The sequence below is a fragment of the Pseudomonas sp. TWI628 genome (assembly GCF_039673865.1).
Classification (GTDB): Bacteria; Pseudomonadota; Gammaproteobacteria; order Pseudomonadales; family Pseudomonadaceae; genus Aquipseudomonas.
Window position 1 is genome coordinate 38,043 of the sequence record NZ_JBDJMM010000030.1, and the last position, 14,564, is coordinate 52,606.

Sequence of the window (14,564 nt, forward strand, 5' to 3'; positions counted from 1 at the left end):
ATGATAACGGAGTTGGCGCAGGTTGAAAGGGACGGCGACACATGGCGCCAGCTGTGTATTGCCTGTGCCGGCCTCAGACCCTGAACGCCCGCACCGCCTTGCTCAGCTCCCCACCAAGGCTCAGCAGTTGTTCACCCTGCTCACGCCCTTCACCAATGCGCTGCAGGTTGTCCTCACCCAGCTCATGAATCCGCTCACTGTGATCGCGAATCTCACTCACCGCGCCACTCTGTTGGGCGGTGACATCGGCAATGCGCACCGCCGTATCGGCAATCGTGCGGATCGCGCTGACGATCTCATCCAGCGCGCCATCGGCGGCCTGGGCCTGGTTGGCGGTGGCTTCGGCATGCTCAAGCTGGGTGCGCATCCCGGCCACCGACTCGCGCGCGGCCTGCTGCAGGCGGTCGATCAGGGCCTGGATCTCGCCGGTAGCCCCCGTGGTGCGCTGCGCCAGTGAGCGCACCTCGTCGGCGACCACCGCGAAGCCACGGCCCATCTCACCCGCACGGGCGGCCTCGATGGCGGCATTCAATGCCAGCAGGTTGGTCTGTTCGGCGATGGCGCGAATCACCGTCAGCACCCCACCAATGGTGGCCGATTCCTCGGCCAGCTGTTCGATCATGCGCGCGTTGCCCTGCACTTCGTCGACCAGCGCCCGCAGCCCCGAGAGGCTCTGGCCGATCACCGTCTGGCCCTGTTCCACGGCACGGCCGGCATCGCGGCTGGCATCGGCGGCGGAGCTGGCGTCACCGGCCACTTGCTGAATGGTCGCTTCCAGCTCGCCCAGCGCATCGCGAATCTGCCCGGTGTCGCCGGCCTGGCGCTCGGCGCCGTGGTGCAGGGCGGCGCTCATGCCGGCCAGGGCGTGGCTGCTGCCGGCGACTTGCTCGGCGTTGTGGCGGATGGTGCCGACCAGCTCCACCAGGTACTGGCGCAGGCGGTTGAGCGAGTCCTGGATGTCGTGCAGCTCGCGGTTGGTCTTGCCCAGCGCGATAGGCGCGGCAAAGTCGCCTTCGGCCCAGCGCGACAAGGCCGGGGCCAGGCTGGTCAAGGTGCGGGCCAGGCGCCGCTGCAGGGTGTCGACAAGCAAGGCGATCAGCAGGATCAGGCCGATCATCAGCCCCTGGATGATGCGCACTTCGCCAGCGATCTTTGCGTGCTGGCCGCGCACTTCCGGCTCCAGGCTGGCGATGGCCAGTTGCACGGCTTCGAGCCGCTGGTTGGTGCTGGCGGCCAGGGCGGTGCGGCGCTCGATCTGTTCGCGGGTGCGTTGCAGCTCGGCGGGGTAGCGGGTGAGCAGGCTTTGCAGTTCGCGCTTGAGGCCGACCGCCACGTCTTCCTGCTGCTCGCTGGCCTGGGACTCCAGGCCCATCATGGCGGCGAAGTCGTCGGCGCTGGATGCGGCGGCTCGGGTCACGCCCAGCAGCGGCAGGCCGTCGATGACCTGGGCCTGGGTGCGGATCAGTTGCAGTTCGCGCTCGACTTCGTCGGCCAGCTCGGCGCGGCCGCTGCTGACCAGTTTGTCCCGGGCCAGCGATAGCCGGCCCAGGTGCACGGTGGCGTCGAGCAGTGGCAGCAGGTAGCGGTTGGCTTCGCTGCTGCCGCTGTCGCGGGCATAGGCCGTCAGCTGTTCGAAGTTGGCCCCAAGCTCCCGTTCGGCCTGCAGCAGCAGGGCCTGCGGGTCGCCGGCCAGCTTGCCGGCGGCGAGCAGTTCGTTGGCGGTGAAGGCCTGCAGGGTGTCCAGGCTCGGGCGCAGCGTGCTGGCGAGCTCTGCTGGCCAGTCGGTCAGCGAGGCTTCGAGCTGCTGGTTGGCGTCGACGGCAGCGGCGTGGCGCAAGGCATCGCCACTGCCCAGGTAAGCCTGGATGTTGCGCGCAGTCTGGTTCTGGAACTGCTGCGACAGGCCCAGGTAGCGCTCCATCAACTGATAGGGCCGCTCCAGGGCGCGTTGCGACCACCACAAGGTCGCGCCCAGGGCGATACACACGGTCACCAGCAACAGGGTGTTGAAATTGGTCAGCCACTTCAGGCGCATAGCCGCGAACTTCCTGCGGGGGAGTCGAGAGATAGGTGCCTGAATTTATGGCGAATTTGTTACCAGGTGATGACGATGGTGGCGTTGAGCTATTGCGCGCGACGGTTACAGGTCGACCCTGACCACACAGTTACGCCCGGCATGCTTGGCCCGGTACAGCGCCTCGTCCGCCGTGCTGGCCATGCTCAGCGCATCCAGCTCATCAATCAGCTGCACCACCCCGGCACTGAAGGTGCATTGCAGATCTTCCGGCTGCGCCGGGTACAGAATTTCGGCAAAGCGCCGGCGAATCTCGTCCAGCACCTTGTGCGCGGCTTCCAGCGAGGTGTTGGGCATGACGATGGCGAACTCCTCGCCACCATAGCGGCCAATGAAGTCGGTCTTGCGCAGGCGCTGCTTGAGGAACAGCGCCAGGCTCTTGATCACCCGGTCGCCCATGGGGTGGCCGTGGCGGTCGTTGATCTTCTTGAAGTGGTCGATGTCGAGCATGGCGAAGCTCAGCGGTTGTCGCTCGCGGCGGGCGCGGTAGCTGCAGTCTTCGAGCAGTTGCAGGATGTGAGTGTGGTTGTACAGCCCGGTCAGGCTGTCGCGGACCATGCGCGCCTTGAGGTGGCGGGCACGGGCGGCGCGGTTGCGCACGGTGGTGATGAGGTGCCGCGAGCGGAACGGCTTGGTCAGAAAGTCGTCGCCGCCCTCGCTCATGGCGTCGAGCTGCTTGTCCAGGTCGTCCTCGGCGGACAGGTAGATGATCGGCACGCTGACGTAGCGGTCATTGTGACGGATCACCTTGGCCAGCTCCGGGCCGGAGCACGTCGGCATGTACAGGTCGAGGATGATCAGGTCGGGCTGGAAGTCGGCAAGCTCGACCATGGCGCGGATCGGGTCGTTCAGGCTGCGGGTCAGCATGCCGGCGCTGGCCAGTACCCGTTCGGTATGCAGGGCCTGGGCGCGTGAATCGTCGATGATCAGCACGCGCAAGGGGTCTTGCTGTGCGTGGCTGGTCATGGCTTCGAGTTTTTCCAGCAGGCTGGAGGCTTCCAGCGTACCGGTCAGAAACGCCTGGCCGCCCGCGCGCACTGCGGCCAGGCGAGTCGGCGTATCGGCTTCGTGCAGGCTGAAGAACAGCAGCGGTATGGGCTGCGCCTGGCCCCGCTGCGCCAGCGCCGCCAACGGCAGGCCAGCACCGGGGCCGGAAAAGTCGACATCCATGACGATGGCGGCCGGAGGCTGCTCGGCCAGCGAAGCCAGAAACGCACTGGCGCAGGGCTGCGGCTGCGCGCTCAGGCCGAAGAATTCCAGCTGCTGGGCGAGGCGCTCGGCACGTTCATGGTCGTGCAGCAGCAGGTAGACCGGTTTGCGCGCAGGTGGCAGCTCCAGCTGATCGGGCTGGTCGCCATGGCGCAGGCGCGTACGCGACAGGCGCTGCAACAGCTGGTCGAGCTCCTGCGAGAGGTGCTCCTGGCTCGGCTCTGCGGCTTGGGTCATGTCCTGGCTACTTATTAGTGGGCTATGCAGGTTCGATGATGGCTCTATGCTAGCACCACTTTTTCCACCCGTACGTGCGCCGCATCAACAAAGGCTCACGAACGAATATTCAGTTACTGACTCATTGGTCGCTTATGCGTACGGCGGTGTCTGCTTTATAGTGCTGCGACGCGGGCTTGCCGTGGCACCCTGGCGTTGGCCTGTGGTCCAAGCCCTGAACCGTCGTGACTGATTAAGGACAAAGCCATGCTGGACTGGAAAAACCGCGAGGCCAAAGCCGAGCCCCGCGAGCGTGTCGATGGCCGCCGTGCCGCTGCCCGTAGCTATCTGGGCGGGCTCTGGAGCCGTGCCCTGGGGACCCTGATCGGGTTGTACCTGCTGGTGTGCCTGGGCCTTGGCTGGTACTGGAGCGAAGAGCCGGCGCTGTTCCCGGTGCAGCAGAATGCCCAGGCCGCCGCCGAGCGCAACGGCCAGCAGATGGTGGTGGGCTATACCACTATCGAAACCCTCAAGACCGTGGCCGGCACCCTGTTGAACAAGCCGGGTGGCTACATCTCCAACGACCGCTTCCCGCCCGGGCTGTGGCTGGACAACATGCCGAGCTGGGAATACGGCGTGCTGGTGCAGGTGCGCGACCTGTCCCGGGCCCTGCGCAAGGACTTCGCCCGTTCGCAGTCGCAGTCCACCGAAGATGCCGACCTGGCCAAGGCCGAGCCGCGCTTCAACTTTGACAACAAGAGCTGGATCCTGCCGTCGAGCGAGTCGGAGTTCGAAGAGGGCATCAAGTCGCTGAGCCGCTACCAGGCCCGCCTGGCCGCTGGTGACAAGGGCGCCGCCTTCTATACCCGAGCCGACAACCTGAACAACTGGCTGGGTGACGTGGCCACCCGTCTGGGTTCGCTGTCGCAGCGCCTGTCGGCCAGTGTTGGCCGGGTCAAGCTCAACACCACCCTGAAGACCGAGTCGGTAGTCGCCGGCCAGGCACCGCAGGTGGATGAAGAGCTGGTAGAAACCCCGTGGCTGCAGATCGACAACGTGTTCTACGAAGCCCGTGGCCAGGCCTGGGCGCTCTCGCACCTGCTGCGCGCCATCGAGGTCGACTTCGCCGACGTGCTGGCGAAGAAGAACGCCACGGTCAGCGTGCGCCAGATCATTCGTGAGCTGGAAGCCTCGCAGGAACCGCTGTGGAGCCCGATGGTGCTCAATGGCAGTGGCTTCGGCATGTGGGCCAACCATTCGCTGGTCATGGCCAACTACATCTCCCGGGCCAATGCTGCGGTCATCGACCTGCGTCAGCTGCTGTCGCAGGGTTGAGCATGGCCATCAGCGCCAACGAGGCCGCCCACCGGGCGGCTTCCGACCGTGAACTGGTCGCCTGGGTCGACGCCGCCGACCAGGTGCTCGGCGCGCTGCCCAGGGCCGAGCTGCGTGAGCGCGGGCTGATCGGCCGCTGCACGTTCATCCTGCTGTTCAACAGTGCCGGTGAGCTGTGCGTACACCGGCGGGCTCTGAGCAAGGCGCTGTACCCGGGGTACTGGGACGTGGCGGCCGGTGGCATGGTGACGGCGGGGGAGGCGTATGACGACTCGGCTGCCCGCGAGCTGGCCGAGGAGCTGGGTATCGACGGCGTCGACCTGCGCTTTCATGAGCGCTTCTATTTCGATATGCCGGATAACCACCTGTGGTGTGCGGTGTATTCGGCGGTGTCGGATGCGCCACTGCGGTTGCAGCCGGAGGAAGTGATCGAGGCGAAGTTCATCAGCCTTGAGCAAGCCGAGCAGGAAAGCCTGACCAAGCCGTATTGCCCGGACTCGCTGGCCGCATTGCAGCGCTACAAGGCCAGCCTGAAATGAAGCTGGGGCCGCATCGCTGCCCCAAGGTCGCAAAACATTCGCAAAATGGCGCATTCCAGTACTTAGCAACGGCCTGATTTATCGTTACACTGCGCGCCCTTTTCGGGCTGCCGCAGGATCTTGCGGCAGTAGCGCCGCCCCTGCCAGAGTGGGGCTTCGCGGTCGGGCTCAACCCCTGGGGCCGACCAGTTTTTGTCCTCAGCACAGAGGAACAAAAGTGGCCAAGAAAGCTTCTTCCTTCGCCGCCCTTGGCGGTCTCGTTTACTCCACCGATGCCGGTCGGCACTGCCCCGACTGTGGCCAGCCGGTGGACGCCTGCACCTGCAAGCAGCAAGTCATCCCCGAAGGTGACGGCATCGCCCGTGTGCGTCGTGAAAGCAAAGGCCGTGGCGGCAAGACAGTGACGACCGTCACCGGCGTGCCGCTGCCGCTCGACTCGCTCAAGGAGCTGGCCACCACCCTCAAGCGCCGCTGCGGTACCGGCGGTGCGCTGAAGGATGGGGTCATCGAGATCCAGGGCGACCACGTCGAGCTGCTGATCGCCGAGCTGATCAAACAGGGCTTCAAGGCGAAAAAGGCCGGCGGCTGATACGCCCAGGCGATTTTTTGCCCAACGCTTTCTAAACTCGTTCCCGTGACCAGGGTCTACCCCAGGGCACGGACGAATCGTCATTTTTGGCTTTTACACTGCGCCCGCCTCTTCGTGGGGCAGTGTCTTCGACTTATCTATAGGGGACTTGAATGTCCGTACGACGCACACGCAAAGACGATGGTAGCCAATGGACCGTGGCCGACAGCCGCAGTGTTTACGGCATCCGCCATTGGGGCGCTGGTTATTTCGCCATCAATGAAGCCGGGCGCGTCGAAGTGCGCCCTAACGGCCCCAGCAGCGCGCCGATCGACCTGTTCGAACAGGTCGACGAGCTGCGTCAGAGCGGCCTGTCGCTGCCACTGCTGGTGCGCTTCCCCGACATCCTGCAGGACCGTGTGCGCCAGCTGACCGGTGCCTTCGATGCCAACATCGCGCGCCTGGAATACCAGAGCCAGTACACCGCGCTGTACCCGATCAAGGTCAACCAGCAGGAAGCGGTGGTGGAAAACATCATCGCCACGCAGAACGTCTCGATCGGCCTGGAAGCCGGTTCCAAGCCCGAGCTGCTGGCGGTCCTGGCGCTGGCGCCGAAAGGTGGCACCATCGTCTGCAACGGCTACAAGGATCGCGAGTTCATCCGCTTGGCGCTGATGGGCCAGAAGCTCGGCCATAACGTGTTCATCGTCATCGAGAAAGAGTCGGAAGTGGCTCTGGTGATCGACGAGGCCGCCGACCTCAAGGTCAAGCCACAGGTCGGCCTGCGCGTGCGCCTGTCGTCGCTGGCGTCGAGCAAGTGGGCAGACACCGGGGGCGAGAAGTCCAAGTTCGGTTTGTCCGCCGCCCAGCTGATCTCGGTGGTGCAGCGCTTCCGCGATGCCGGCCTGGACCAGGGCATCCGCCTGCTGCACTTCCACATGGGCTCGCAGATTGCCAACCTGGCCGACTACCAGCACGGTTTCAAGGAAGCGATTCGCTACTACGGCGAACTGCGTGCGCTGGGCCTGCCGGTCGACCATATCGACGTCGGCGGTGGCCTGGGCGTGGACTACGACGGGACCCACTCGCGTAACGCCAGCTCGATCAACTACGACATGGATGACTACGCCGGCGTGGTGGTGGGCATGCTCAAGGAGTTCTGCGACGCGCAGGGCCTGCCGCACCCGCACATCTTCTCCGAGAGCGGCCGTTCGCTGACGGCGCACCACGCGATGCTGGTGATCCAGGTGACCGACGTCGAGAAGCACAACGACGACGTGCCAACCATCGAGAACAAGGAAGCCCTGCCGGAAACCGTGCAATGGCTGGTCGATCTGCTGGGCCCGACCGACATCGAGATGGTTACCGAAACCTACTGGCGCGCCACCCACTACATGGGTGACGTGGCGGCGCAGTATGCCGATGGCAAGCTCAGCCTGGCTGAAAAAGCCTTGGCCGAGCAGTGTTACTTCGCCGTGTGCCGCCGCCTGCACAACTCGCTGAAGGCCCGCCAGCGCTCGCACCGTCAGGTGCTGGACGAGCTCAACGACAAGCTGGCCGACAAGTACATCTGCAACTTCTCGGTGTTCCAGAGCCTGCCGGACACCTGGGCCATCGGCCAGGTACTGCCGATCATCCCGCTGCACCGCCTGGACGAAGAGCCGATGCGTCGTGCGGTGCTGCAGGACCTGACCTGCGACTCCGACGGCAAGATCAACCAGTACGTCGACGAGCAGAGCATCGAGACCAGCATGCCGGTGCATGCGGTCAACGAAGGTGAGGACTACCTGCTGGGCGTGTTCCTGGTCGGTGCCTACCAGGAAATCCTCGGCGACATGCACAACCTGTTCGGTGACACCGACTCGGTGAACATCTACCAGAACGCCGATGGCAGCGTGTATCACGCCGGTATCGAGACCCACGACACTATCGAAGACATGCTGCGTTACGTGCACCTGTCACCGGAGGAGTTGATGACTCATTACCGTGACAAGGTGGCCAGCGCCAAGATCAGCGCCCGTGAGCGGACCCAGTTCCTGGATGCGTTGCGTCTGGGCCTGACGCGTTCTTCCTACCTCTCCTCGTGATCGCAGGGTGTCCGCCGGGGCACCTTCAGCGCTTATGAGACCGAGCGCCGCGCGGGCGGCGCTCGATTTACGCGCCCCCGCAAAACCCGAGGCATGCACCCTCAGCCAACCCACAAACCTCGCTGCTTCAACCGCCAGCCAACCCACCCCAACGTCACCGCCCGCAACGCCATGAACGCAAGAAAGGCCAACCACAACCCATGGTTGCCAACCCCGCTCATGACCACACCAAAGGGCAGCGCAATCAGCACCGACAGCACCATCGCATTGCGCATCTCCCGCGCCCGGGTCGCGCCAATGAACAGCCCGTCGAGCAAGTAGCTCCAGACCGCAATCAACGGCAGCAGCGCCAGATACGGCAGGTACGGATAAGCCGCTGCCCGCACGCTATCGATATCGGTCTGCAAGTCGATGAACAGATGCCCGCCCAGCAGGAACAAACCGGCAAACCCCACACTGGTGATCAGCGACCAACCACAGGCCACCACCAACGACCGGCGCAAGGTATCCCGGTCCCGCGCACCAATGGCATGCCCGCACAGCGCCTCCACGGCATGCGCCAGGCCATCGAGGGCGTAGGCGGTGAGCAGCAGCCCGTTGAGCAGCAGAGCATTGGCCGCCACGGTGGCTTCACCCAGGCGCGCGCCCTGCACGGTGATCAGCAGGAACACCAGCTGCAGCGCCAGGCTGCGCAGGAAAATGTCACGGTTCACCGCCAGCAACGGCCGCCAGGCCTGCCAGCGCTTGAGCGCAGCCCAGGCGATCTGCCCGGGGTAGGCGCGCAGGGCCGGGCGGGTCAAAGCCAGGCCGAGCAATGCGGCGCACCATTCGGCGACCACCGAGGCCCGTGCCGAACCCAGCACGCCCCAGTTCAGGCCCAGCACGAACCACAGGTTGAGGGCGATATTCAGCAGGTTGGTGGTCAGCAGAATCGCCAGTGGCGCCCGTGCGTTCTGCGTACCAAGGAACCAGCCGACCAGCGCATAGCTGGCCAGCGCTGCCGGCAAGCCCAGCAACCGGGTATGGAAGAAGTCTTCAGTGGATTGCTGCAACGCCACGCTCGGTTGCATGGCGTGCAGCGCCAACTGGCTGAAGGGCAGGGCGAGCAGGCCGATCAGCAGCGCGAAGGCCACGGCCAGCAGCAGGCCCTGTACCAGCACCTGGCGCAGCGCTGCGCCGTCGGCACGCCCGGCAGCCTGGGCAGCGAAGCCGGTGGAGCCCATGCGCAGGAAGCCCATCAGGCCGACCATGAAGGTGAACAGCGTGGCGCCCACGGCCACCGCACCGAGCTGGTGGGCGTGGGGCAGGTGGCCGATCACGGTGCTGTCGACCAGGGCCACCAGCGGTACCGAAATGTTCGAGAGGATCATCGGCGCAGCCAGCGCCCAGACCTTGCGGTGGGTGGGGCGGTGCTGCCAGTCGGTGGTCAGTTGCGGCATTGCAATTCCTGAGGCTGTGGGGCGCTTCGCGGGCACAGTGTACCGGGCAGGCAACCAATCTGCGCGAACACGGTCTTACTTGCCGCATCGACGAAAGTGCCAGACCCGCCGTTGCGCTATAGTTGCTGCCCTCACGTACACGCTGCCAAAGAGTTCCCACTCCATGTTCAACAAAGGATTGTTGCTGGCCTGCGCGCTGGCCTTGCTCAGTGCCTGTGATTCCTCGACGCCGGGCAAGCCCGCTGCCACCGAAGAACCGGCCGCGAGCGCTGCGGTCGAGGCCCCGGCGCCCAAGCGCGAGGACCCTGCCGTCCTTGCCAAACGCTACGAAGGGCGCGAGCTCAGCGTGCTGGACGTCTCGGAAGTGCAGCTCGATGGCGCCAGCACGCTGTCGATCAGCTTCTCGGCACCGCTGGACGCCAAGCAGGACTTCGCCAGCAAGGTGCACCTGGTCGATACGGTCAAGGGCAAGGTCGACGGTGCCTGGGAACTCTCCGACAACCAGATGGAACTGCGCCTGCGCCACCTGGAACCGCAGCGCAAGCTGGTGCTGACCGTCGACAAGGGCTTGCTGGCCGTCAACGGCAACAAGCTCGACAGCGAATCGGTGAGCCGCCTGGAAACCCGCGACATGCAAGCCACCGTTGGTTTCGCCAGCCGCGGTTCTTTGCTGCCCACACGCCTGGCCGAAGGCCTGCCGGTGATCGCGCTGAACGTTGCCAAGGTCGATGTCGAGTTCTTCCGGGTCAAGCCTGAGATGCTCTCGACCTTCCTGGCCAGCTGGGGCCGCAACAGCAGCCTGTACTACTACCAGTCCAAGGAAACCCTGGACATGGCCGAGCTGGTCTACAGTGGCCGCTTCGACCTGAACCCGGCGCGCAACACCCGCGAGACCGTGCTGCTGCCGATTGCCGGGATCAAGCCGCTGCAGGAACCCGGCGTGTACCTGGCCGTGATGCGCGCCTCGGGTACCTACGACTATTCGCAGCCAGCGACGCTGTTCACCCTCAGCGACATTGGCGTGTCTGCCCACCGCTACCGCGACCGCCTGGACGTGTTCGCCCAGGCCCTGGAGGGCGGCAAGGCACTCAAGGACGTCAACCTCGAACTGCATGACGACAAGGGCAAGCTGCTGGCCCAGGCCAAGACCGATGGTGCCGGCCATGCCCAACTGCCGATCACTGCCAAGGCCGATACCCTGATCGCCACCCAGGGCGTGCACACCACCCTGCTGCGCCTGAACACCGCAGCCCTGGACCTGGCCGAGTTCGACATCACCGGCCCCCAGGCCAACTCGCTGCAATTCTTCATTTTTGGCCCGCGCGACCTCTATCGCCCGGGTGAAACGGTGCTGCTCAACGGTTTGCTGCGCGATCAGGATGGCAAGCCGGTCAAGGCCCAGCCGGTCAGCGTGGAAGTGCGCCGCCCCGACGAGCAGGTCAGCCGCAAGTTCGTCTGGGAAGCCGATGCCAATGGCCTTTACCAGTATCAGCTGCAACTGGCTACGGAGGCCCCGACCGGTCGCTGGCAATTGCTGCTCGACCTGGGCGGCGGGCGCAAGCAGGTTTACCAATTCCTGGTCGAAGACTTCCTCCCCGAGCGCCTGGCACTTGAGCTCAAGGGTAGCGATACGCCGTTGTCGCCCGAAGAGGATGCGCGCATTCAGGTCAATGGCCGCTACCTCTACGGTGCGCCGGCTGCCGGCAATCGCCTGAGCGGGCAAGCCTGTGTGCGCCCGCTGCGTGAAGCCGTGCCGGCACTGCCGGGCTACCAGTTCGGCTCGGTTACCGAAACCGAACTGACCCAGGACCTGGAGCTTGACGAAGTCACCCTTGACCAGGCCGGCAAGGCAGTGGTCGATATCGAGAGCCACTGGGCCGAAGCACGCTCGCCGCTGCAGTTGACCGTGCAGGCCAGCCTGCAGGAATCCGGCGGCCGGCCGATCACCCGCCGCCTCGAACAGCCGATCTGGCCAGCCGAGCGCCTGCCTGGCCTGCGCGGCCTGTTCGACGGCGAAGAAACCGACAGCGATGGCCCGGTCGAATTCGAGTTTCTCGTGGCTGACCGTGAAGGCAACAAGCTCGCCGCCAATGACTTGAAAGTGCGGCTGATCCGCGAGCGCCGTGACTACTACTGGAACTACTCGCAGAGCGATGGCTGGAGCTACAACTACAACGAGAAATTCCTCACCCAGAGCGAGCAGACCATCAGTGTCAAGGCAGGCTCCACCGCCAAACTGAATTTCCAGGTGGAATGGGGCCCGTACCGGGTCGAGGTGGAAGACCCTGAGACCGGGTTGGTTTCCAGCGAGCGCTTCTGGGCCGGTTACCGCGCCCAGGACAACGCCGAAGGCGGCGCGGTGCGACCGGATCAGGTGAAGCTGGCACTGGACAAGCCGGCCTATGCCGATGGCGCCAGCGCTAAGGTCACCGTGACCCCGCCTGCGGCCGGCAGCGGCTACCTGATGATCGAGTCCAGCGATGGCCCGCTGTGGTGGCAAGAAATCGAGGTGCCCGCGGAGGGCAAGACCTTCGAGGTGCAGCTGGACAAACAGTGGGCGCGCCACGACCTGTACATCAGTGCGCTGGTGATCCGCCCGGGTGAGCGCAAGGCCAATGCCACGCCCAAGCGCGCCGTCGGCGTGCTGCACCTGCCGCTGGCGCGTGCCGAGCGCAAGCTCGCGGTCAGCTTGCAGGCGCCGGAGAAGATGCGGCCCAAGCAGCCGCTGACGGTGAAGATCAAGGCCGCCAATGCCGACGGCAGCGTGCCGAAGCAGGTGCACGTGCTGCTGTCCGCCGTCGACGTGGGCATCCTCAACATCACCGACTTCAAGACCCCCGACCCGTTCGCCAGCCTGTTCGGCCGCAAGGCCTATGGCGCCGACCAGCTGGACATCTACGGCCAGCTGATCGAAGCCGGCCAGGGGCGCCTGGCCAGCCTGGCGTTCGGTGGTGATGCGGCGATGGCCAAGGGCGGCAAGCGGCCCAATACCACGGTGACCATCGTTGCCCAGCAAAGCCTGCCGGTGACCCTCAACGATCAGGGTGAAGGTGAGGCGACGGTCGATATTCCCGACTTCAACGGCGAGCTGCGGCTGATGGCCCAGGCCTGGACCGACGAGCACTTCGGCATGGCCGAAGGCAAGACTGTGGTGGCCGCGCCGCTGATCGCCGAGCTGTCTGCGCCGCGCTTCCTGGCCGGCGGTGATCGCACCAGCCTGGCGCTGGACCTGGCCAACCTGTCGGGGCGTGCCCAGCAATTGAATGTCGAGATCACCACCGAGGGGCAGCTGGAGCTTACCGCCAGCGCCCAGCAGAGTGTCGCCCTTGCCGAAGGCGAGCGCCGCACCTTGCTGATTCCGGTGCAAGCCCTTGGCGGTTTGGGGCAGGGCAAGGTGCAGGTGCGGGTCAATGGCCTGCAACTGCCGGGCGAGCCGGCCAATACCTTCGAGCGCGAATGGACCTTGGGTGTGCGCCCGGCCTATCCGGCGATGCTCAAGCATTACCGCGTGGCCCTCAAGGACCAGCCATGGACCTTGCCGGAAAGCGATCTGGCCGCCTTCGAACCTGCGGGCCTGGAAGCCAGCCTGGCGCTGTCGAGCCGCCCGCCACTGAACCTGGCGGAACAGATCCGCGCCCTCGAAGCCTACCCTTACGGCTGCCTGGAGCAGACCACCAGCGGCCTCTACCCATCACTCTACGCCGATGCCGACAGCCTCAAGCGCCTGGGCATCAAGGGTGAGCCGGCCGAGGTGCGCAAACGCAAGATCGAGATGGGCATCGAGCACCTGCTGGGCATGCAGCGCTACAACGGCAGCTTCGGCCTGTGGAGCTCGGACAGTGAAGAGGAATACTGGCTGACCGCCTATGTCACCGACTTCCTGCTGCGTGCGCGCGACCAGGGCTTCGGCGTGCCGGCCGAGGCCTTGAAGAAGGCCAACGAGCGCTTGCTGCGCTACTTGCAGGAACGCAACCTGATCGAAGTCGACTACAGCGAGAACGCCGAGCACACTCGCTTTGCCGTGCAAGCCTACGCCGCGCTGGTGCTGTCGCGCAGCCAGCAGGCACCGCTGGGTGCCCTGCGCAGCCTGTTCGAGCGCCGCGCCGATGCCCGCTCCGGCTTGCCGCTGGTGCAGCTTGCCGTAGCGCTGGATGCCATGGGCGACAAGCCACGCGCCGAGCAGGCGCTGCAGGCGGGCCTGGGCATCAGCCGTAGCAAGGGCTGGATGGCCGACTATGGCAGCAGCCTGCGCGACCAGGCGCTGATCCTGGCGCTGCTGCAGGAGAGCAAACTGGCCAGCAACCAGGTCGACCAGCGGCTGTTCGCCCTGTCGGACGAGCTGGCGGCCAACCGTTGGCTGTCGACCCAGGAGCGCAATGCCTTGTACCTGGCCGGCCGTGGTCTGCTGGGCAAGCCGGAAGCGCCGTGGAAGGCACGCCTGGACAGTGCTGGTGAGGTGCGTGAATTCAATAATGTCGAGGCGGGCATGAAGCTCGAAGGGCCGTTGCTGGCCTCGCCGCTGAGCGTGCAGAACGAGGGTAGCGAAACGCTCTATCAGCAACTGACCCTGTCGGGCTATCCACGCCAGGCGCCTGCCGCCGGTGGCAATGGCATGGAGATTCGCCGCGACTACCTGGGCATGAATGGCCAGCCGCTGGACCTGCACAACCTGCGCAGCGGCGACCTGGTGCTGGTGCACCTGGCGCTCAAGGCCACTGATCGCGTGCCGGATGCCCTGGTGGTTGACCTGCTGCCTGCTGGCCTGGAACTGGAGAACCAGAACCTCGCCCAGAGCGCTGCCAGCCTGGACAATGCCAGCAGCGCGGTGAAGCAGTGGCGTGAGTCGATGCAGAACGCCAGCGTGGTGCACCAGGAGTACCGTGATGACCGCTACGTGGCGGCCCTCAAGCTCGACGGCTATGGCACCACGCACCTGTTGTACCTGGCGCGTGCGGTGACCCCGGGCACCTACCGGGTGCCGCCGCCGCAGGTGGAGTCGATGTACCGGCCGAACCTGCAGGCGGTGGGGGACGGGCAGGGTGAAATGACGGTGAAAGCGCGCTGAAGCGCAAGCTTCAAGCTTCAAGCTGCAAGTGA

8 protein-coding genes are annotated in these 14,564 nt (G+C 65.3%); 5 read left to right on the forward strand and 3 right to left on the reverse strand.

The window, feature by feature from the left end; all coding sequences use genetic code 11:
• Window positions 1–73 precede the first annotated feature (73 nt).
• Together ABE528_RS21665 and ABE528_RS21670 are read right to left on the reverse strand one after the other, a co-directional pair.
• Window positions 74–2,035, reverse strand: coding sequence for a methyl-accepting chemotaxis protein (locus tag ABE528_RS21665; RefSeq protein ID WP_346654026.1), 1,962 nt, complete (start codon window positions 2,033–2,035; stop codon window positions 74–76).
• A 105-nt stretch (window positions 2,036–2,140) separates the two neighbouring features.
• On the reverse strand, window positions 2,141–3,520 hold the full coding sequence (locus tag ABE528_RS21670; protein WP_152956921.1) for a diguanylate cyclase: 1,380 nt from the start codon (window positions 3,518–3,520) through the stop codon (window positions 2,141–2,143).
• Between the two features lie 246 nt (window positions 3,521–3,766).
• Here ABE528_RS21670 and ABE528_RS21675 point away from each other — a divergent pair, with 246 nt between their 5' ends.
• The 4 genes from ABE528_RS21675 (at window position 3,767) to speA (ending at window position 8,028) form a co-directional block, all read left to right on the forward strand.
• The gene (locus tag ABE528_RS21675) at window positions 3,767–4,834 is read left to right on the forward strand and encodes a DUF2333 family protein (RefSeq protein ID WP_346654027.1); all 1,068 of its coding nucleotides are present in this window, start codon (window positions 3,767–3,769) and stop codon (window positions 4,832–4,834) included.
• A 2-nt stretch (window positions 4,835–4,836) separates the two neighbouring features.
• Window positions 4,837–5,373, forward strand: a complete 537-nt coding sequence (locus ABE528_RS21680; protein WP_152956919.1) for an NUDIX hydrolase — start codon at window positions 4,837–4,839, stop codon at window positions 5,371–5,373.
• Between the two features lie 217 nt (window positions 5,374–5,590).
• Window positions 5,591–5,962 carry a translation initiation factor Sui1 gene (locus ABE528_RS21685; RefSeq protein ID WP_346654028.1) on the forward strand — a complete coding sequence of 124 codons (372 nt, stop codon included), beginning with the start codon at window positions 5,591–5,593 and terminating at the stop codon, window positions 5,960–5,962.
• Between the two features lie 152 nt (window positions 5,963–6,114).
• On the forward strand, window positions 6,115–8,028 hold the full coding sequence (speA, locus tag ABE528_RS21690) for an arginine decarboxylase (RefSeq protein ID WP_152956918.1): 1,914 nt from the start codon (window positions 6,115–6,117) through the stop codon (window positions 8,026–8,028).
• A 101-nt stretch (window positions 8,029–8,129) separates the two neighbouring features.
• On the opposite strand, the gene ABE528_RS21695 is transcribed toward speA, so the two are convergent.
• On the reverse strand, window positions 8,130–9,467 hold the full coding sequence (locus ABE528_RS21695; protein ID WP_346654029.1) for an MATE family efflux transporter: 1,338 nt from the start codon (window positions 9,465–9,467) through the stop codon (window positions 8,130–8,132).
• A 163-nt stretch (window positions 9,468–9,630) separates the two neighbouring features.
• Here ABE528_RS21695 and ABE528_RS21700 point away from each other — a divergent pair, with 163 nt between their 5' ends.
• Window positions 9,631–14,532 (forward strand): alpha-2-macroglobulin, encoded by a 4,902-nt coding sequence (locus ABE528_RS21700; protein WP_346654030.1) that lies wholly within the window; start codon window positions 9,631–9,633, stop codon window positions 14,530–14,532.
• The last annotated feature ends 32 nt before the right edge of the window (window positions 14,533–14,564 follow it).

What these genes read in the sequence shown, in the direction of transcription:
- ABE528_RS21670 (WP_152956921.1), bottom strand. Translation starts at nt 3,520, where the DNA reads ATGACCCAAGCCGCAGAGCCGAGCCAGGAGCACCTCTCGCAGGAGCTC.
- ABE528_RS21695 (WP_346654029.1), bottom strand. Translation starts at nt 9,467, where the DNA reads ATGCCGCAACTGACCACCGACTGGCAGCACCGCCCCACCCACCGCAAG.
- speA (WP_152956918.1), top strand. Translation starts at nt 6,115, where the DNA reads ATGTCCGTACGACGCACACGCAAAGACGATGGTAGCCAATGGACCGTG.
- ABE528_RS21675 (WP_346654027.1), top strand. Translation starts at nt 3,767, where the DNA reads ATGCTGGACTGGAAAAACCGCGAGGCCAAAGCCGAGCCCCGCGAGCGT.
- ABE528_RS21680 (WP_152956919.1), top strand. Translation starts at nt 4,837, where the DNA reads ATGGCCATCAGCGCCAACGAGGCCGCCCACCGGGCGGCTTCCGACCGT.
- ABE528_RS21700 (WP_346654030.1), top strand. Translation starts at nt 9,631, where the DNA reads ATGTTCAACAAAGGATTGTTGCTGGCCTGCGCGCTGGCCTTGCTCAGT.
- ABE528_RS21665 (WP_346654026.1), bottom strand. Translation starts at nt 2,035, where the DNA reads ATGCGCCTGAAGTGGCTGACCAATTTCAACACCCTGTTGCTGGTGACC.